Origin of the sequence: Rhodopila sp. (assembly GCF_965277165.1) — a bacterium.
In the GTDB taxonomy this organism is placed as follows: domain Bacteria; phylum Pseudomonadota; class Alphaproteobacteria; order Acetobacterales; family Acetobacteraceae; genus Rhodopila.
In genome coordinates this window covers 861,231-880,249 of sequence record NZ_CBDICE010000005.1, presented here as the reverse complement: position 1 = coordinate 880,249, position 19,019 = coordinate 861,231, and the positions used below count along the sequence as shown (strand labels likewise).

The 19,019-nt window shown below is 64.1% G+C and carries 18 protein-coding genes and 3 tRNA genes; 20 read left to right on the top strand and 1 reads right to left on the bottom strand.

Annotation, left to right across the window (positions count from 1 at the left end; genetic code table 11):
* Window positions 1-111: 111 nt before the first annotated feature.
* A complete protein-coding gene (locus ACQY4Y_RS04760; protein ID WP_428489404.1) occupies window positions 112-1,056 on the bottom strand; it encodes an IclR family transcriptional regulator in 945 nt (314 codons plus the stop codon).
* Window positions 1,057-1,323: 267 nt separating this feature from the next.
* On the opposite strand from ACQY4Y_RS04760, the gene ACQY4Y_RS04755 reads away from it, so the two are divergent.
* The 20 genes from ACQY4Y_RS04755 (at window position 1,324) to nuoK (ending at window position 19,010) form a co-directional block, all read left to right on the top strand.
* Window positions 1,324-1,884, top strand: a complete 561-nt coding sequence (locus tag ACQY4Y_RS04755) for a VOC family protein (RefSeq protein WP_428489403.1) — start codon at window positions 1,324-1,326, stop codon at window positions 1,882-1,884.
* Window positions 1,885-1,988: 104 nt separating this feature from the next.
* Window positions 1,989-2,072 (top strand) — tRNA-Leu (locus tag ACQY4Y_RS04750).
* 97 nt (window positions 2,073-2,169) lie between these two features.
* Complete coding sequence (tig, locus tag ACQY4Y_RS04745; protein WP_428489402.1) at window positions 2,170-3,528, top strand: trigger factor; 1,359 nt, start codon at window positions 2,170-2,172, stop codon at window positions 3,526-3,528.
* A gap of 112 nt (window positions 3,529-3,640) precedes the next feature.
* Window positions 3,641-4,288 carry an ATP-dependent Clp endopeptidase proteolytic subunit ClpP gene (clpP, locus tag ACQY4Y_RS04740; protein WP_428489401.1) on the top strand — a complete coding sequence of 216 codons (648 nt, stop codon included), beginning with the start codon at window positions 3,641-3,643 and terminating at the stop codon, window positions 4,286-4,288.
* A 206-nt stretch (window positions 4,289-4,494) separates the two neighbouring features.
* Window positions 4,495-5,748, top strand: a complete 1,254-nt coding sequence (gene clpX / locus ACQY4Y_RS04735; protein ID WP_428489400.1) for an ATP-dependent Clp protease ATP-binding subunit ClpX — start codon at window positions 4,495-4,497, stop codon at window positions 5,746-5,748.
* Window positions 5,749-6,074: 326 nt separating this feature from the next.
* On the top strand, window positions 6,075-8,453 hold the full coding sequence (gene lon / locus ACQY4Y_RS04730; protein ID WP_428490736.1) for an endopeptidase La: 2,379 nt from the start codon (window positions 6,075-6,077) through the stop codon (window positions 8,451-8,453).
* Between the two features lie 308 nt (window positions 8,454-8,761).
* Complete coding sequence (locus ACQY4Y_RS04725) at window positions 8,762-9,025, top strand: HU family DNA-binding protein (RefSeq protein WP_428489399.1); 264 nt, start codon at window positions 8,762-8,764, stop codon at window positions 9,023-9,025.
* 83 nt (window positions 9,026-9,108) lie between these two features.
* Window positions 9,109-9,183 (top strand) — tRNA-Val (locus tag ACQY4Y_RS04720).
* Window positions 9,184-9,267: 84 nt separating this feature from the next.
* Window positions 9,268-9,344 (top strand) — tRNA-Asp (locus ACQY4Y_RS04715).
* A gap of 199 nt (window positions 9,345-9,543) precedes the next feature.
* Window positions 9,544-9,909 carry an NADH-quinone oxidoreductase subunit A gene (locus ACQY4Y_RS04710; protein ID WP_428489398.1) on the top strand — a complete coding sequence of 122 codons (366 nt, stop codon included), beginning with the start codon at window positions 9,544-9,546 and terminating at the stop codon, window positions 9,907-9,909.
* A 37-nt stretch (window positions 9,910-9,946) separates the two neighbouring features.
* Complete coding sequence (locus tag ACQY4Y_RS04705; RefSeq protein ID WP_428489397.1) at window positions 9,947-10,501, top strand: NuoB/complex I 20 kDa subunit family protein; 555 nt, start codon at window positions 9,947-9,949, stop codon at window positions 10,499-10,501.
* A gap of 43 nt (window positions 10,502-10,544) precedes the next feature.
* Window positions 10,545-11,153 (top strand): NADH-quinone oxidoreductase subunit C, encoded by a 609-nt coding sequence (locus ACQY4Y_RS04700; protein WP_428490735.1) that lies wholly within the window; start codon window positions 10,545-10,547, stop codon window positions 11,151-11,153.
* 4 nt (window positions 11,154-11,157) lie between these two features.
* Window positions 11,158-12,366, top strand: a complete 1,209-nt coding sequence (locus ACQY4Y_RS04695) for an NADH-quinone oxidoreductase subunit D (protein ID WP_428489396.1) — start codon at window positions 11,158-11,160, stop codon at window positions 12,364-12,366.
* 3 nt (window positions 12,367-12,369) lie between these two features.
* Window positions 12,370-12,996, top strand: a complete 627-nt coding sequence (locus ACQY4Y_RS04690) for a complex I 24 kDa subunit family protein (protein ID WP_428489395.1) — start codon at window positions 12,370-12,372, stop codon at window positions 12,994-12,996.
* 1 nt (window position 12,997) lies between these two features.
* Window positions 12,998-14,293, top strand: coding sequence for an NADH-quinone oxidoreductase subunit NuoF (nuoF, locus tag ACQY4Y_RS04685; protein WP_428489394.1), 1,296 nt, complete (start codon window positions 12,998-13,000; stop codon window positions 14,291-14,293).
* A gap of 4 nt (window positions 14,294-14,297) precedes the next feature.
* Window positions 14,298-16,373, top strand: coding sequence for an NADH-quinone oxidoreductase subunit NuoG (gene nuoG, locus ACQY4Y_RS04680; RefSeq protein WP_428489393.1), 2,076 nt, complete (start codon window positions 14,298-14,300; stop codon window positions 16,371-16,373).
* Window positions 16,374-16,377: 4 nt separating this feature from the next.
* Window positions 16,378-17,385, top strand: coding sequence for an NADH-quinone oxidoreductase subunit NuoH (gene nuoH / locus ACQY4Y_RS04675; protein WP_428489392.1), 1,008 nt, complete (start codon window positions 16,378-16,380; stop codon window positions 17,383-17,385).
* Between the two features lie 81 nt (window positions 17,386-17,466).
* Entirely contained in the window at window positions 17,467-17,955 is a 489-nt protein-coding gene (gene nuoI, locus ACQY4Y_RS04670; protein WP_428489391.1) for an NADH-quinone oxidoreductase subunit NuoI, read from the top strand.
* Window positions 17,952-18,647 carry an NADH-quinone oxidoreductase subunit J gene (locus ACQY4Y_RS04665; protein ID WP_428489390.1) on the top strand — a complete coding sequence of 232 codons (696 nt, stop codon included), beginning with the start codon at window positions 17,952-17,954 and terminating at the stop codon, window positions 18,645-18,647. The genes nuoI and ACQY4Y_RS04665 overlap by 4 nt, the downstream gene beginning before the upstream one ends.
* A 51-nt stretch (window positions 18,648-18,698) precedes the next feature.
* Window positions 18,699-19,010, top strand: coding sequence for an NADH-quinone oxidoreductase subunit NuoK (nuoK, locus tag ACQY4Y_RS04660; RefSeq protein WP_428489389.1), 312 nt, complete (start codon window positions 18,699-18,701; stop codon window positions 19,008-19,010).
* Window positions 19,011-19,019: the final 9 nt, after the last annotated feature.

Sequence of the window (19,019 nt, the reverse complement as noted above, 5' to 3'; positions counted from 1 at the left end):
CGCGCCACCCGGATCGCCGCCGGCCACTTAATCCGGATCGAAGGCAGGCGACAAGCGCGCCGGCCCGGTCGGCCCGTACCGCGGCGTTCGCGGCAGAGCCCGCGCGGTGCCTTACCGGAAGATCGTATGCGGCCGCGACGAGGTCAGCATGCCGCCGTTCAACGGCCAGCCCGCTGGGGCGGGTTCGTCGCGCAGCAGTCCGCTGGGCGCTGGTTTGGCCGCGGCACCAAGCGCCTGCGACAGCCGGGCCGCGGCGTCGATCACCTGCGGCAGCAGGTTGCGCGGACGCGGCGGGCGCATCCGCATCGACGGGGAACTGATGTAGAGCACCGCGACAACCGAAGCCGCCGCATCGCGCACCGGAGCCGCTATGCCCACCGCGCCGGCCACAACCTCATCGGAGGTGATCAGGTAGCCGCGCGAGCGGATGCGCTGCAGGTCCGCCGCGATCCAGGTGGCATCGATGCGCGTCGCCGGGGTGTAGCGGTTGAGCCGCTGCGCCAGCAACTGCGTCTGCACCGATTCCGGTGCGAACGCCAGCAAGATGCGGCTGCTGCCAGCGTGCAGCGGACCGCGCTTGCCCACCTCGGAATACATCCGCAGCGTCGGATCAGTCTGGTAGATTGCGACGGTCTCGCTCTCCATCCCGTCGCGCACCCGCAGATAGACGTTCTCACCGGTTGCCTTGCCGAGCGCCGCCAGGAACGGCATCGCCGTCGCCGCCAGCGCCCCCTGTTCCGAGGCCGCCCTTCCCAGCGCACTCCAGCGCGCACCCAGGCGCCACAACCCCCGGGCCTCGTCCTGGATGGTGAAGCCGCGTGACTGCAATGTCCGCAACAGGCGGAAGGCGGCGGTACGGGTACAGCCCGCGCCTTCCGCCAAAGCGGCTAGTGACGCCGGGCCAAGGCGCGAAAGTGCCTCCAGCAGATCGATGGTCCGATCGACCGCGGCAATGCTGTAATCGGGCGGCGCGGCGTCTGAAAACCGATCCGGAAGCGAAGGGGGCGCCTTAAGCTTTGGGTTGGAAATTCCATTGCTTCTCTTGGCAGTCCCCATTGTCCGATCCCTTTGCCTTGGATGCGCGGTAGTTGCTCTCGTACCTCAATTTGCACGAAAGCGCCGCACTCGCACCAAAATTACTCGGCAGTAGACTTACATCCCGTCGACGCTTGGGCCAAACGCCTACACGCATGGGTGCTATGCGCTCCGCTGCCGACGCCGGCCCCGCGGCTGCTCTATCGACCCCGGTCCCTTGCACAACGGCGGGGCGTGACGCACCGTGGCGGCCAACACGAGGAACGGTCAAAAAGCAGGAGAAGTGCGATGACCAGCCTGTTGTCCCGTCCGCCGGAACGACTGCATCATCATGCCTACGTGGTAAAGGATCAGGAGGCCAACAGGCACTTCTTCGAGGATGTGCTCGGCATCAAGCTGACCGCAACTTGGTGCGAGCAGCATTTCAGCTCCTGGGTCAACCGCGACGTGGCGTTCTGCCACACCTTCTACAGTTTGGGTGACGGCGGCGCGCTGGCGTTCTTCTCGTTCGCCGACGATGAGGTCTACCGGAAGTGCCAAGCCGAGCGGCCGCCGGAGATCGGCAGCTTCGACCACATCGCGTTCAAGGTCGACGACGAGATCTACCACGAATTGATGGCCCGGCTGAACGCCGCGGGCGAGCCCGTGCGCGAGACCGACCACGGCTACTGCCGCTCTATATATTGTACGTCGCCCGATGGCCTGATCGTCGAATTCACCGTCGATCCCGCCAATGCCGTCCAGATCGAAGCCGCGCGCCGGGCCGACGCGCATTCTGAACTCGCCCGCTGGATCGGCGGGGACCACCGAACCAACAACGACCTGCGGGCCCACCAGGCGGCCGAATAGCGCGCAGTTAATCCAGCCGGGCGCGCGACATTGCTTGTGGCGCCGCGAAGCCTGCGCTAAAGCGCCGCGTTCGCTCGCATCAAGCGATCCCGAACCGTGGCCGCGCGGGCGTGGTGAAATGGTAGACACGCCAGATTTAGGTTCTGGTGGCGAAAGCCGTGGGGGTTCAAGTCCCTTCGCCCGCACCAGCCGCGGACGGGCATCCGCTCGCTTCGGGCGCCCGAAGCGGGGCGCCCCCGGGCGGTGACTGGTTGAACATAAGATTTGGCAGGAATGGCTGAAAAAATGCAGGTTACCGAGACGCTCGCCGACGGATTGAAGCGCAACTATACGGTGGTGTTACCGGTCGCGGACCTCGAATCCCGCCGCACGGAGCGGCTGACCTCGATCGGCAAGACGCTCCGCCTGCCGGGGTTCCGCCCGGGAAAGGTGCCGTTTCCGATCGTCAAACAGCGCTACGGCACCGCGGTCTCCGCCGAAGTGTTGGAAGAGTCAGTGTCTGAAGCCAGCCGCCAGGTGCTCAGCGAACGCGGCCTGCGCCCGGCACAACAGCCCAAGGTTGATGTGCTGACGGAAAATCCCACCGCGCTGGCCGGCGATCTTGAGTTCACCATGATGCTGGAGTTGCTGCCCGAGATCGCCCTGCCCGACTTCAGCACGATCGAATTGAACCGGGTGAAGGCCGAGGTGGCGCCGGAATCGGTCGACAAGATGCTCGAACAGATCGCCAAGGCCAACCATACCCTGACGCCGGTCCCTACCGAGACCATCGACGCCCGCGGCCACGGCGCGGTGGCCGGTGAGGTGCTGACGATCGACTACCTGGGCAAGATCGACGGCGAGCCGTTCGAGAACGGTGCCGGCAAGGATACAGCGGTGGAAATCGGCGCCACCGGCTTCGTCCCCGGCTTCGCCGAACAACTGGAGGGTGCGCGTCCGGGAGAAACCCGGACCATCGACGTCACCTTCCCCGAGACCTACGGCAAGGCCGATCTGGCGGGCAAGGCGGCGACCTTCGACATCACCGTGCAACAACTCAGCAGCCAGATCATCCCCCCGATCGACGACGAATTGGCGAAAAAGCTCGGTGTCGATGACGTTCCCGCGCTGCGCGAAGCGGTGCGCACCCGCCAGCAACAGGAATACGACGGCATCTCCCGCCTGCGGCTGAAGAAGGCGCTGCTCGACGAACTGACCAAAATGGCCGACTTCCCGGTGCCCGCCTCCATTGCCGACCAGGAATTCGACCAGATCTGGCAGCGCCTCGAGGCCGCTCGCAAGGAAGGCACCGAGGACGCGGCGGATAAGACCAAGGACGACGAGACGCTGCGTCGGGAATATCGCGAAATCGCCGAACGGCGGGTCCGGCTCGGCCTGTTGCTCGCCGAGATCGGTCGTATCAACAATATCACCGTCACCGACCAGGAACTCGATCGTGCGCTCTACCAGCGCGCGATGCAGTATCAGGGCCAGGAAATGCAGATGCTGGAACTGTACCGCAAATACCCCCAGCTCAGCGATTCTGTTCGCGGCCCGTTGCTGGAGGACAAAGTCGTTGATTTCGTGCTCGAATTGGCCAAGCTTACCGACACGGTGGTGACCCCGGAAGGACTCGCCAAGGAGCCGGACGCTGACGAGGTCTAGGCGAGGCCGACCCGGCACCGGTTGATCGTCCGGGTTGCTGGAAATCGCGCCCGGTGCGCCTATTTAGGGGTTGGCTTGGCTGTTGAAATCCTTGGAACGTTAGGTGATCACGATGCGCGACCACGACCCTGTCGAAATTTACGCCAACTCCCTGGTGCCGATGGTGGTCGAGCAGACCGCCCGCGGCGAACGCGCGTTCGACATCTATTCCCGCCTGCTGAAAGAGCGCATCATTTTCCTGACCGGAGCGGTCTACGACCAGGTCAGCGCCCTGATCTGCGCCCAGTTGCTCTATTTGGAGTCGGAGAATCCGGGCAAGGACGTCTCATTCTACATCAACAGCCCAGGCGGCGTGGTGTCCGCCGGCCTGGCGATCTACGACACCATGCAATATATCCGCAGTCCGGTCAGCACGGTCTGCATCGGCCAGGCGGCATCGATGGGCAGCCTGCTGCTAACCGCCGGCGCCAAGGGCAAGCGGTTCGCTCTGCCCAACGCTCGGGTCATGGTGCACCAGCCGTCCGGTGGCGCCCAGGGACAGGCCACCGACATCGAGATCCAGGCCCGCGAAATCCTCACCCTGCGCAAGCGCCTGAACGAGATTTATGTCAGGCACACAGGCCAACCGATCGAAGCCATTGAGCGCAAACTCGAGCGCGACACGTACATGTCTGCCGAGGAGAGCCGCGATTTTGGCCTGGTTGACGAGGTGGTGGAGAGCCGGCCGTTACCGGAATCGTCCGACACGTCCAAGAGCTGAACCCGTTATCCACAACTCGACCAACCGGGGTAACTCCCCCCAGCGGCGGAATCGTGTTTCAGTTCAATTCATTGTGGTCCGCGCGACCGGTTTCGCCGTATGATTGATCGCGTTTCCAGGGTCTGACCACCCGCGGTCCTTGTCCCTACCGCCTGTCGGGAGTTATTGTTTCCCATTGTGCCCCTGTGTCCGGGGGAGGAGTACGCATGAGCAAGTCCGGCGATTCGAAAAACACCCTTTATTGCTCGTTCTGCGGCAAGTCGCAGCACGAGGTCCGCAAACTTATCGCTGGTCCGACCGTTTTCATCTGCGACGAGTGCGTCGAGCTTTGCATGGACATCATCCGTGAAGAGCACAAGACGCATCTGGTCAAGTCACGCGATGGCGTCCCGACCCCGCGGGAGATCTGCAAGGTGCTGGACGATTATGTCATCGGCCAGGACCATGCCAAGCGCGTGTTGTCGGTCGCGGTGCATAACCACTACAAGCGCCTGGCACACGGCCAGAAGAACAACGACGTCGAGATCGCCAAGTCCAACATCCTGCTGGTCGGCCCCACCGGGTCGGGCAAGACCTTGCTGGCGCAGACCCTGGCGCGGATACTCGATGTTCCGTTCACCATGGCCGACGCCACGACGCTGACCGAGGCCGGCTATGTCGGCGAGGATGTCGAAAATATCATCCTGAAATTGTTGCAGTCGGCCGACTACAACGTCGAGCGGGCGCAGCGCGGCATCGTCTACATCGACGAAGTGGATAAAATTTCGCGCAAGTCCGACAACCCTTCGATCACCCGCGACGTGTCCGGCGAGGGCGTTCAGCAGGCGCTGCTGAAGATCATGGAGGGCACGGTCGCCTCGGTCCCGCCGCAAGGCGGCCGCAAGCATCCGCAGCAGGAGTTCCTGCAGGTCGATACCACAAACATCCTGTTCATCTGCGGCGGCGCCTTCTCCGGGCTCGAGCGTATCATCGGGGCCCGCGGCAAAGGCTCGGGCATCGGCTACGGGGCCGAGGTCCGCTCCCAGGATGAACGCCGGATGGGTGCCATCCTGCGTGAGGTGGAGCCCGAGGATCTGTTGAAATTCGGCCTGATCCCCGAATTTATCGGCCGACTTCCCGTGGTGGCAACGCTGGAGGACCTCGACGAAGGCGCCCTGATGGAGATTCTCACCAAGCCGAAAAACGCCCTGGTAAAGCAGTATGGCCGGTTGTTCGAGATGGAGGGCGTCAAGCTGTCGTTCACCGACGACGCGCTCAAATCCGTCGCCACCCGCGCCATCGCGCGCAAAACCGGCGCCCGCGGGCTGCGCTCTATCATGGAGCAGATTCTGCTCTCGACCATGTTCGAGCTGCCCGGCCTGGACGGCGTCGAAGAAGTGGTCATCAACCGCGAAGTGGCGGAGGTGCGCGCAAATCCGCTTTACCTTTATGGCAAGGAGCGGGCGGAAAACTCCGCCTGATCGAGCGCCCGACCCAGGAATACGTCTCGCGGCGGCGCGATCACGAATTTCAAGGGCTTGCGGCACCCCGTCTGGCGTCCATATCCGGCCAGCGGGTTGTGACAGACCCATGAAAGCGTCTTCCGTGCCGCTACCGGGCGGAAATCGACGCTGACTGTCCCTTTAGGAGGTCAAACATGACGGAACAGGATCGACCCTCGGACAAGGCAGGGCCCGCGGACAAGCCAGTTACGGACAAACCAGTCGCCACGGACCGGGCCGCCGGAGAAAAACCAGCGGCTGCGGACAAACCAGCTTCTTTGGCAAAACCGGCCCAAGGCGACCTGATGGCGGTGTTGCCGCTGCGTGACATCGTCGTCTTCCCGCACATGATCGTCCCGCTGTTCGTCGGGCGCGAAAAGTCGGTGCGCGCGCTGGAAGCGGTGATGAAGGAGGACAAGCAGATCCTCCTGGTGGCGCAAAAGAACGCCTCGCAGGACGATCCCTCGGTCGAGGACATCTTCCGCATCGGCACGGTGTCCACCATCCTGCAGTTGCTGAAGCTGCCGGACGGCACGGTGAAGGTTCTGGTCGAGGGCGGCCGCCGCGCCAAGATTGTCAGCTTCCGCGAAACCGAATCGCACTTCGAGGCGGTGACCGAAGCGCTGCCGGATGTCGGCGGCGAGAAGAAGGACCTGGAAGCGCTGGGCCGCACCGTCGTCTCGCAATTCGAGCAATATATCAAGCTGAACAAGAAGATCGCCCCCGAGGTGCTGGTATCGCTGAACCAGATCGAGGAGCCGTCGAAGCTGGCCGACACCGTTGCCAGCCATCTCAACCTGAAAATCCCCGAAAAGCAGGACCTGCTGGAAATCGCCAAGATCAGCGAGCGGCTGGAACGCGTGTTCGGCCACATGGAATCCGAAATCGGCGTGCTTCAGGTCGAAAAGCGCATCCGCAACCGCGTCAAGCGGCAGATGGAGAAGACCCAGCGCGAGTACTACCTGAACGAGCAGCTGAAGGCGATCCAGAAGGAACTCGGCGAAGGCGAGGACGGCAAGGATGAAAACGCCGAACTCGAGGCCCGCATCAAGAAGACCAAATTCTCCAAGGAGGCGCGCGAGAAAGCCGTCGCCGAACTGAAGAAGCTGCGCACCATGAGCCCGATGAGCGCCGAGGCCACGGTGGTGCGCAACTACCTTGACTGGATGCTATCGATCCCTTGGAAAAAGCGCAGCAAGATCAACAACGATGTGGTCGCCGCCGAAAAGGTGCTGGAGGCCGATCACTACGGTCTGGATAAGGTCAAGGAGCGCATCATCGAGTACCTGGCGGTGCAGGCCCGCTCGCCGAAGGTGCGCGGCCCGATCCTGTGCCTGGTCGGACCGCCCGGCGTTGGCAAGACCTCCTTGGGCAAGTCCATCGCCAAGGCGACGGGGCGCAACTTTGTGCGCATGTCGCTGGGCGGCGTGCGCGACGAGGCCGAGGTGCGCGGCCACCGGCGAACCTATATCGGCTCGATGCCGGGCAAGGTCATCCAGGGCATGAAGAAGGCCAAGACCTCCAACCCGTTGTTCCTGTTGGACGAGGTTGACAAGCTGGGCTCCGACTGGCGCGGCGACCCGTCCTCGGCCCTGCTGGAGGTGCTGGATCCGGAACAGAACTCGACCTTCGCCGATCATTATCTGGAGGTCGACTACGACCTGTCGGACGTAATGTTCGTCACCACCGCCAACAGCCTGCGCATGCCGCAGCCGCTGCTGGACCGCATGGAGATCATCCGCATCCCCGGCTACACCGAGGACGAGAAGGTCGAAATCGCCAAGCGCCACCTGATCAACAAGCAGGGTGAGGCGCACGGCCTGAAGAAGGAAGAGTGGAGCATCACCGAGGACGCCCTGCGCGACGTGATCCGTTACTATTCTCGCGAAGCCGGCGTCCGCAACATGGAACGCGAGATCGCCAACCTGGCGCGCAAGTCGGTCAAGGAGATCGTTACCAAGAAGATGGCGAAGGTCTCGATCACCCGCAAGAACCTGGAAAAATTCGCAGGCGTGAAGAAGTTCCGCTACGGCGAGACCGAAGCCGAGGACATGGTGGGCGTGGTCACCGGTTTGGCCTGGACGGAGGTGGGCGGCGAAATTCTCACCATCGAATCGGTGCTGCTGCCCGGCAAGGGCAACGTCAAGCAGACCGGCAAGCTGGGTGATGTCATGCAGGAAAGCGTTTCCGCCGCGCTCAGCTACGTCCGCAGCCGCTCGCTGCGCTTCGGCATCAAGCCGACGCTGTATGAAAAGCGGGACATCCACGTCCACGTGCCCGAAGGCGCCACGCCAAAGGACGGGCCGTCCGCCGGCGTCGCCATGGCGACCTCGATCGTGTCGATCCTCACCGGGATCCCGGTGCGCCGCGACGTGGCAATGACCGGAGAGATCACCCTGCGCGGCCGCATCCTGCCGATCGGCGGTCTGAAGGAAAAGCTGTTGGCGGCGCTGCGGGCGGGGATCACCACGGTGTTCATCCCGAAGGAGAACGAGAAGGACCTGGCCGAAATCCCGGACAACGTGAAAAAGCACCTGAAGCTGATTCCGGTGGCCGATGTCGACGAGGTCATCGCTCAGGCCCTGGCTCGACGCCCGGTCGCGATCGAGTGGGAAGAACCGCCTGAACCGCCGGTGCCGGCGCCGGCCGCGCAACCGGCGACGCAGGCATCGCTGCCGCACTGACGCCGCTCCGGACCTTGGGGTGGCTTGACCTCCCCCCGAGGTCCATGCGTCCAGTTCGGCGGAAATCGCCGTCTTCCGCCGCCTGAGGGTCCTCGTCGCATCGGCGGCGAGGGCGCTTCCGCTCGACCCGGCGTAGGGTATGCCCATCTCTGCAAAACCCGCCGCGAAGGCCGGTTTTCCCCAGAAATCCGCGCCGTTAGCATTGACGCGGCGGAAATCCCGCCGGTAGTGTCCGCGCATTCTTGCGGGCAACCCCTCGGGAACCCGATTCGCGATCTTGCAGATTGAGAGGAAACGCCGTGAATAAAATGGACCTCGTTGGCGCGGTGGCCGACGGAACCGAACTGTCCCGCGCCAAGGCGGGCGAAGTGGTCGATGCCGTGTTCGGTGCCATCAGCGATGCGCTGAAAAAGAAGGAAGAGGTCCGCCTGGTCGGCTTCGGCACCTTCGTCGCGGCGGTTCGCAAGGCCAGCACCGGTCGCAACCCTCGCACCGGCGAGGAAATGGCGATCCCGGAATCGACGACCGTCCGCTTCAAGGCTGGCAAAGGCCTCAAGGATTCCGTGGGATGAGCGGCTTCGGCCGCCCGCGGTTCCCGGCTCCTCCGGTGGCGTCGTCGAACCGCCGAACCGATGCGGCCGCGAGACGGCAAACAGGGCGGTTAGCTCAGCGGTAGAGCGTCTCGTTTACACCGAGAGGGCCGGCGGTTCGAATCCGTCACCGCCCACCATGGCGCCCACCCTCGCGCCACCCCTGGGCAATCGGCGCCCTTGACGCCGATAGGGGCCCAGCATAAACGCTCCCCCCTGCCGCTGCGGGTGTAGCTCAGTTGGTTAGAGCGCCGGCCTGTCACGCCGGAGGTCGCGGGTTCGAGCCCCGTCACTCGCGCCAGCGGGCCAGTGAATTCTCCTACCGCCTACCAGCCCACCGCCCAGCGCTTGCACCGATTTGCCGCCCCCTATGGCGGTGCCGCCAAGATCGGTCTAATATTCACGGTGTGCTGCATCGCGGGAGGGGCAGGCTGGCGCCACCGGCGTTTGGCTCGTCCCGTGCTGCACTGCCAGCCACTCGCACTTAGCGCGGATCCGTTATGCAGCCAGTTCTCTTTGGATATTTGCCGATCCTGGTGTTCCTCGTGATCGCCGGTGGCATCGCCCTCGCCATGGTCACCGCCTCACTGCTCGCCGCCCGCCAGAAACCGTATCCGGAAAAGCTGTCCGCCTATGAATGCGGGTTCGAGGCATTTGACGATGCCCGTCGTCGCTTCGACGTCCGCTATTACCTGGTCGCAATCCTTTTCATCATCTTCGACCTCGAAGTCGCCTTTCTGTTCCCGTGGGCCGTTGCGCTGAAAGGAATCGGCGCTTTCGGCTTCTGGTCGATGGTCGCGTTCCTTGGCGTTCTCACCGTCGGCTTTATCTACGAGTGGTGCAAAGGCGCGCTCGAATGGGAGTAACGCGGGAGTGGGAGTAACGCGGAGTGGGAGTAGCAGCATGAACGATGCCACCGAACTGGCCTGGAACCCCGACCATCTGCCGCCCGGTGAGCAACAGGACGCCGTCATCAAAGGCATCACCGGAGAAATCGCCGACAAGGGCTTCCTCGTCGCCAACCTCGACAAGGTGGTGAACTGGGCGCGCACCGGCAGCCTGTGGCCGATGACCTTCGGCCTGGCCTGCTGCGCGGTCGAAATGATCCACGCCTACATGCCCCGCTACGACCTCGACCGGCTGGGCGTCATCCCCCGAGCCTCGCCGCGCCAGAGCGACGTGATGATCGTCGCCGGCACGCTGACCAACAAGATGGCACCGGCCCTGCGCAAGGTGTACGACCAGATGCCGGAACCGCGCTGGGTGATCAGCATGGGAAGCTGCGCCAACGGCGGCGGCTATTACCACTATTCCTACTCCGTCGTACGCGGCTGCGACCGCGTGGTACCGGTGGACATCTACGTTCCCGGCTGCCCGCCCACCGCCGAAGCCCTGGTCTACGGCATCATGCAGCTGCAGAAGAAGATCCGCCGCACCGGGACCATCCTGCGTGGCTGAAGCAACCCCCCCGGACACCGCCGCGCCCCCGCCGCCCTCGGCGATGGAATTGCTCGGCCAAGCGGTCGCCTCGATCGCCGGCGTGTCCGGCTTCCGCATCGAGGGTGGCGAATTGGTCGCCCAGGCCGACCGCGCCTCGCTGCTGTCGGTCATGACCACCCTGCGCGACGCTCCGAACCTGGCGTTCGAGCAGATGATGGACCTGTGCGGCGTCGACTGGCCGGAACGCGGCGAACGCTTCGACGTTGTCTACAACCTGCTGTCGGTGTCGTTGAACCAGCGGGTGCGGGTGATCATCACCACCGATCCGAACACCCCGGTGCCGTCGGTCCACACCGTCTGGCCGGTGGCGACCTGGTGGGAACGCGAGGCCTGGGACCTGTTCGGCATCGCCTTCTCCGACCAGCCCGACCTGCGCCGCATCCTGACCGACTATGGCTTCGAGGGCCATCCGCTGCGCAAGGATTTCCCGATGACCGGCTATGTCGAGGTCCGCTACGACGAGGACCGCAAGCAGGTGATCAACGAACCGGTGCGGCTGACCCAGGATTTCCGCAGCTTCGACTTCATGTCTCCGTGGGAGGCGATGACGACCTTGCCAGGCGACGAGAAGGTGTTCACCGAACGGGCCGCCGAACAACCGAAGGGCTAGGGCCATGAGCGACGCGACGGGCATCGTGCCCTCCGCCAAGACGGTCGAGATCGACAGTCATTCGATCAATTTCGGTCCGCAGCATCCAGCCGCGCACGGCGTGTTGCGGTTGATCCTGGAGCTCGACGGTGAGGTCGTCGAACGCGCCGACCCCCATATCGGACTGTTGCACCGTGGCACCGAAAAGCTGATCGAGTACAAGACCTACATGCAGGCGGTGCCGTACTTCGATCGCCTCGATTACGTCTCGCCGATGTGCGAGGAGCATTGCTTTGCCTTGGCGGTCGAAAAGCTGTTGGGCATCACCGCGCCGGACCGCGCGCAGTGGATCCGCGTGCTGTTCGCCGAAATCACTCGCGTGCTAAATCATTTGCTTAATGTTACGACCTACGCGCTCGACGTCGGCGCCATCACGCCAAGCCTTTGGGGCTTCGAGGAACGTGAAAAGCTTATGGAATTCCACGAGGCGGCCTCGGGTGCTCGGCTGCACGCCAACTACTTTCGCCCCGGCGGGGTATCGAAAGACCTGCCGGCCGGTCTGTTGGGCAAGATCGAACAATGGGCGAGCACCTTCCCCAAATTCGTCGACGAACTGGAAGACCTGCTGACCGGCAACCGGATCTGGAAGCAGCGCACTGTCGATATCGGGATCATGTCGTCGGAAATGGCCTTGGCCTGGGGGTTCAGCGGCCCGCCGCTGCGCGCATCGGGCGTCCCCTGGGACCTGCGGCGATCCCAACCCTACGACAAGTATTCCGAGGTGGAGTTCCAGATCCCGGTCGGCCGCAACGGCGACTGCTATGACCGCTACCTGGTGCGCCTGGCCGAGATGCGCGAGAGCGTGAAGATCATCCAGCAGGCCATCGGCCTGATGAAGCCGGGTCCGATCAAGGTGCAGGACAGGAAGTTCTCCCCGCCGACGCGCGGCGAAATGAAACGCTCGATGGAAGCGCTGATCCATCACTTCAAACTGTTCACCGAAGGCTATCACGTGCCGCCCGGCGCGACTTACACCACGGTGGAAAGCCCCAAGGGCGAATTCGGGGTCTATCTTGTCGCCGATGGGTCCAATCGGCCGTATCGGTGCAAGATCAGGTCCACCGGTTTCGCTTTCCTGCAGGCCACCGATGTGATGGTGAAGCGCCACATGCTGGCCGATGTCAGTGCGATCGTCGGGTCGATGGACGTCGTGTTCGGCGAAATCGACAGGTAGACCATGGCACAGACCAACGGATCGGCATCCCAGCCATCCAGCTTCGCGTTCGATGATACCAGCGAAGCTGAAATCAGCAGGATCGTTTCACGTTACCCGGCCGGCCGCCAGGCCAGCGCGGTGATCCCGGTGCTGTACGTTGCGCAAAACCAGATGAAGCGTCAGACCGGCAGCGCCTGGGTGCCGGTGAAGGCAATGGATGCGGTTGGCGCGAGGCTTGGCATGCCGGCGATCCGGGTCTACGAGGTCGCCACGTTCTATCTGATGTTCAACACAAGCCCGATCGGCACCTATCATCTGCAGGTCTGCACCACCACGCCGTGCTGGCTGCGCGGATCCGATGACATCACCGAGGCGTGCCGCAAGGCGACCGGCATCAAGGGCTGGGGCGAGACCAGCGAGGATGGAGCCTTTACCATGACCGAGGTGGAATGCCTCGGCGCCTGCGTGAACGCACCGATCCTGCAGGTGGACGACGATTTCTACGAAGACATGGACGCCGAAAAGGTCGGCCAACTGCTGGCTGCGTTGCGTCGCGGCGACCGACCCAAACCGGGTTCGATGATCGGGCGGCAAACCTCGGCCCCCGAAGGCGGACCAACCACATTGACGACGTTGCAGGAGGGTTGAGATGCTGCAGGACAAGGATCGCATCTTCACCAACCTGTACGGCGTCCACGACCCATTCTTGGCGGGCGCGCGGGCGCGAGGCGACTGGGATGGCACCGCGGCGATCCTGGCGCGCGGCCGAGACGCCCTGATCCAGGAAATGAAGGATTCCGGCCTGCGCGGCCGCGGCGGCGCTGGCTTCCCGACCGGCCTGAAGTGGTCGTTCATGCCCAAGCAGTCCGATCGGCCGTGCTATCTGGTGGTCAACGCCGATGAATCCGAACCAGGAACCTGCAAGGACCGCGACATCCTGCGCCACGATCCGCACAAGCTGATCGAAGGCTGTCTGGTCGCCGGTTTCGCGATGGGCGCCACCGCCGCCTACATCTACATCCGAGGCGAATTCTACAACGAAGCCGTGGTGTTGAAACGCGCCATCGACGAAGCCTATGAAGCCGGCCTGATCGGCAACAACGCCTGCGGCTCCGGCTACGACTACGACGTTTTCCTGCATCGCGGCGCCGGTGCCTATATCTGCGGCGAAGAGACCGCGTTGCTCGAAAGCCTCGAGGGCAAGAAGGGCATGCCGCGGATGAAGCCGCCGTTCCCCGCCGGCGTCGGCCTGTATGGCTGCCCGTCAACAGTGAACAACGTCGAATCGATCGCCGTGGCGCCAACCATCATGCGGCGCGGCGGGTCGTGGTTCTCCAGCCTCGGGCGGCAGAACAATACGGGAGAGAAAGTTTTCTGCATCTCCGGCCACGTCAACAAGCCGTGCAACGTCGAGGAAGAACTCGGCATCCCGCTCCGCGAACTGATCGAGCGATACGCCGGCGGCGTGCGCGGCGGATGGGACAACCTGCTGGCGGTCATTCCGGGTGGCGCGTCGGTGCCGCTGATTCCGAAATCGGTGTGTGACGACGTGCTGATGGACTTCGACAGCCTGCGCGCCGTGCGCAGCGGTTTGGGCACCGCGGCGGTCATGGTGATGGACAAGTCCACCGACGTGATCAAGGCGATCACGCGGCTGTCCAAGTTCTACATGCACGAAAGCTGCGGCCAGTGCACGCCGTGCCGCGAAGGCACCGGCTGGATGTGGCGGGTCATGACGCGCATGGTCGAAGGCCGCGCCACGCCGGACGAAATCGACACGCTGGAGCAGGTGACGCGCCAGGTCGAGGGCCACACGATCTGCGCCCTCGGCGATGCCGCCGCGTGGCCGATCCAGGGCCTGATCCGGCATTTTCGCCCGCTGATGGAAGCCCGCATCGCCGCCTACAAGAAGCCCGCCCGACCGATGCCGATGGCGGCGGAGTAGCAAGATGCCCAAGGTCACCATCGACGGCACCACCATCGACGTTGCCGCCGGCTCCACCGTCCTGCAGGCCGCCGAACAGGCCGGCGTCGAAATCCCTCGGTTCTGCTACCACGACCGCCTGTCGATCGCCGGCAACTGCCGCATGTGCCTGGTCGAGGTGGAAAAAGCCCCACCCAAGCCGATCGCCTCCTGCGGCTATCCGGTCGCCGACGGCATGGTGGTGCACACCGACAGCAAGATGGTCCGCAACGCCCGCCGCGGCGTGATGGAGTTCCTGCTGATCAACCACCCGCTGGATTGCCCGATCTGCGACCAGGGCGGCGAGTGCGACCTGCAGGACCAGGCTATGGGCTACGGCATGGACCACTCGCGCTACGCTGAGAACAAGCGCGCCGTCCCGGACAAGAACCTCGGCCCGCTGGTCAAGACTTCGATGAACCGCTGCATCCACTGCACACGATGCATCCGCTTCATCACCGAGGTTGCCGGCGTCCCCGACCTCGGCGCCACCTCCCGCGGCGAGCACATGGAAGTCGGCACCTACGTCGAGAAGGCACTCGGCTCCGAACTCTCAGGCAACATCATCGACCTCTGCCCGGTCGGCGCGCTGACCTCGAAACCCTACGCCTTCGTCGCCCGCTCCTGGGAATTGGCCAAGGTCGACAGCGTCGATGTGCTCGACGCGGTCGGCACCAATATCCGCATCGACGCCCGCGGCACCGAGGTGCTTCGCATCCTGCCGCGCATCAATGAAGACGTGAACGAGGAATGGCTCGGCGATAAATCCCGCTTCGCCCTCGATGGCCTGCGCCGTCGCCGGCTGGATCGTCCGTGGCTGCGCCAGAACGGCAAGTTGCGCCCCGCCACATGGACCGAGGCGTTCGACGCCATCGCCGCCAAACTCAAGCCCCTGTCCGGCGACCGCATTGGAGCCATCTCCGGCGACCTGTGCGACGCCGAGGCGATGCTGGCATTGAAAGACCTGTTCACCAGCCTCGGCTCCGCCAATCTGGACTGCCGCCAGGACGGCGCCAAACTGGATGCCTCGCGACGTGACTTCTACTGCTTCAACACCTCGATCGCTGGCATCGAGCAGGCCGACGCGATCCTGATCGTCGGCTCCAACCCGCGCCACGAAGCCCCGGTCCTGAACGCCCGGATCCGCAAGGCGTGGCTGGCCAGCGGTATGCCGATCGGCCTGATCGGCGACGATACCGACCTGACCTACGCCACCACCCATCTCGGCGCCTCGCCGACGATGCTCACCGACCTGCATGCCGGCTCGAACGACTTCGCCAAGGTGCTCACCAACGCGTCGAAGCCGATGATCATCCTGGGGCAGGGGGCCCTGGCGGGTCCCGACGGCAGCGCGGTCCTGGCCGCCGCATGGCGACTGGCGGCACAGGTCGGCGCGCTGTCAGCCGACTGGCACGGGTTCAACGTGCTGCACACCGCGGCGGCCCGCGTCGGCGCCTTGGACCTTGGTTTCGTCCCCGGACCAAATGCCAAGTCGGTCGACGCCATGCTGGCCCCGATAGACGACGAAGGTGGCGGCGTCGATCTGCTCTGGCTGCTGGGCGCCGACGCGATCGACCCGGCGCGCATCGCCGCCGCAACCTTCGTCGTCTATCAGGGGCATCATGGCGACGCCGGCGCGCAACGCGCCGACGTGATCCTGCCGGGTGCCGCCTACACCGAGAAATCCGGCACCTACGTCAACACCGAAGGCCGCGTCCAGCGCGGCTTCCGCGCGGTCTACCCGCCGGGCGATGCGCGCGAGGACTGGACCATCCTGCGTGCCTTCAGCGCGGTGATCGGCAAAACCCTGCCCTACGACACCATCGAGGCCCTCCGTACCCGGCTCGAGCAGGTCAACCCGGTGTTCGCCCGCATCGGTTTCATGCCGCGCTTCGGCTGCTCCGATCACACCGGTCCGGTCGGCGATCCGGCGGCGCTGTCCGATGCGCCGCTGACCTCGAGCGTGCCAAATTATTACTTGACCGATCCGATAAGCCGAGCGAGCCCGACCATGGCGGCGTGCGTGCAGGCTCAGTCGGCGCCAGCCTTGGCAGCCGAATAGGCCGATGTACCACTTCTTCCACAACACCGATATCGGTCTCGTCATCCTTACCTTCATCGAGGCGTTGGCGCTGCTGGTGCCGCTGCTGATCAGCGTGGCCTACCTGACCTATGCCGAACGCAAGGTGCTGGCCGCGGTACAGTTGCGCAGGGGTCCGAACGTGGTCGGCCCGTTCGGCCTGTGGCAGCCGTTCGCCGACGCGCTGAAGATGCTGATGAAGGAGACCATCATCCCGTCAGGGTCGAATCGCCTGCTGTTCCTGATGGCGCCGATGCTGACCTTCGGCCTGGCGATGATCGCCTGGGCGGTGATCCCGGTGAACGAAGGTTGGGTCGGCGCCGACATCAATGTCGGCATCCTTTATCTGTTCGCGATCTCCTCGCTGGGCGTCTACGGCATCATCATCGCCGGCTGGGCGTCGAACTCGAAATACGCCTTTCTCGGGGCCATGCGTTCGGCCGCGCAGATGGTCAGCTACGAGGTCTCCATGGGCTTCGTCCTGGTCTCGGTGCTGCTCTGCGTCGGCAGCCTGAACCTGTCCGACATCGTCCGGGCGCAGCATACCGTGTGGTTCTGCATCCCGCTGTTCCCGATGTTCATCGTGTTCTTCATCTCCGCCTTGGCGGAAACCAACCGGTCCCCATTCGACCTGCCGGAAGGCGAATCCGAAATCGTCGCCGGGTTCTTCGTCGAATACTCCTCCATGAGCTTCGCGCTGTTCTTCCTCGGCGAATACGCCAACATGATCCTCATGAGCGCGATGACCACCATCCTGTTCCTCGGTGGCTGGCTCGGACCGTTCGGCCTGCTGCCGCAGATCGGGGTGATCTGGTTCGTCCTGAAGGTCTGCTTCGTGTTATTCTTCTTCCTCTGGGTGCGCGCGACGTTCCCGCGCTACCGCTACGATCAACTGATGCGGCTCGGCTGGAAGGTGTTCCTGCCGCTGTCGCTGCTCTGGCTGGTGATCACCGCCGGCGCGCTGATGGCGTTCGGCTGGCTGCCCAATGCCTGATGTTTCCAACAATCCGTCGGGGCCACGCACGATCCCACCATCCGGGCTCGTCGGCACCGACGAAGTCAAGGATTCCCGGTAATGGCATTCCTCGACCGTACCGCGCGTAGTCTGGTTCTCGGCGAACTCGCCGCCGGGATGTGGCTGACGCTGCGATACTTTTTCCGCCGCAAGGCGACGATCAATTACCCATACGAAAAGGGACCGATCAGCCCGCGCTTCAAGGGCGAGCACGCCTTGCGCCGCTACCCCAACGGCGAGGAACGCTGCATCGCCTGTAAACTGTGTGAGGCGATCTGTCCGGCCCAGGCCATCACCATCGAGGCCGAACCGCGCGCCGACGGATCGCGCCGCACCACCCGCTATGACATCGATATGACGAAATGTATCTACTGCGGCCTGTGCGAGGAAGCCTGCCCGGTCGATGCCATCGTCGAGGGTCCGAACTTCGAATTCGCCACCGAGACCCGCGAAGAGCTGATGTACAACAAGGACAAGCTGCTGGAGAACGGCGACCGGTGGGAGCCGGAACTCGCCCGCCGGCTGGAACTGGACGCCCCTTACAGATGATCACGGCTATCCTGTTCTACATCTTCGCGGCAATCCTGCTGGCATCCGCCGCGATGGTGGTCAGCGCGCGCAATCCAGTCCACTCGGTGCTGTTCCTGATCCTGGCGTTCTTCAACGCCGCCGCCTTGTTCCTGATCGCCGGGGCCGAGTTCCTGGCGATGATCCTGGTCATTGTCTATGTCGGCGCGGTCGCGGTGCTGTTCCTGTTCGTGGTGATGATGCTGGACGTGGACTTTGCCGAACTGCGCGGCGGCTTCCAGCGCTACTGGCTGATCGGCGCCACGGTCGGCGCAGTGTTGTTCGTCGAGCTCGCCGCGGTGCTTGGCGGCTGGGCACTGTCGCCGGGCGCGGTGCAGTTGCGCATGTCGCCGACCCCAACCGGACTATCCAACACCGAGGCGCTCGGCCGGGTGCTCTACACCGACTACGTCTTCCTGTTCCAGACCGCCGGCCTGATCCTGATGGTGGCGATGATCGGCGCCATCGTGCTGACGCTACGGGACCGCAAGACCTCCCGTCACCAGAATATCCGCAGGCAGACCGAGCGCACGGTGGCCGAGACGCTGCAAATGATGTCGGTATCGGTCGGCGCCGGCACCACCGCCTCTGGCGGTAACCTACCGTCCAAGCAAGCCGAAGCCGAACCGGTCGAGGAACACGCCGCCGCAACCGGGGCCGGCCATGGCCATTGACCGCGCAACCCCGCCGCGCCCACCCGCCACATCACACGAGGTCACCCATCTATGACACAGGTCGGCCTCGGCCACTTTCTGGTAGTGTCCGCCATCCTCCTGGTGCTCGGCATCTTCGGCATCTTCCTCAACCGCAAGAACGTCATCGTCATCCTGATGTCGATCGAGCTCATCCTGCTCGCGGTGAACCTGAATTTCGTCGCCTTCTCCGCTGCCCATAACGACCTCGCCGGCCAGGTCATGGCCATGCTGGTGCTCACCGTCGCCGCGGCCGAGGCGGCGATCGGCCTCGCCATCGTCGTCATCTATTTCCGCAATCGCGGGTCGATCCAGGTTGAAGACGTCAACCTGATGAAGGGCTGAGGTCGGTGG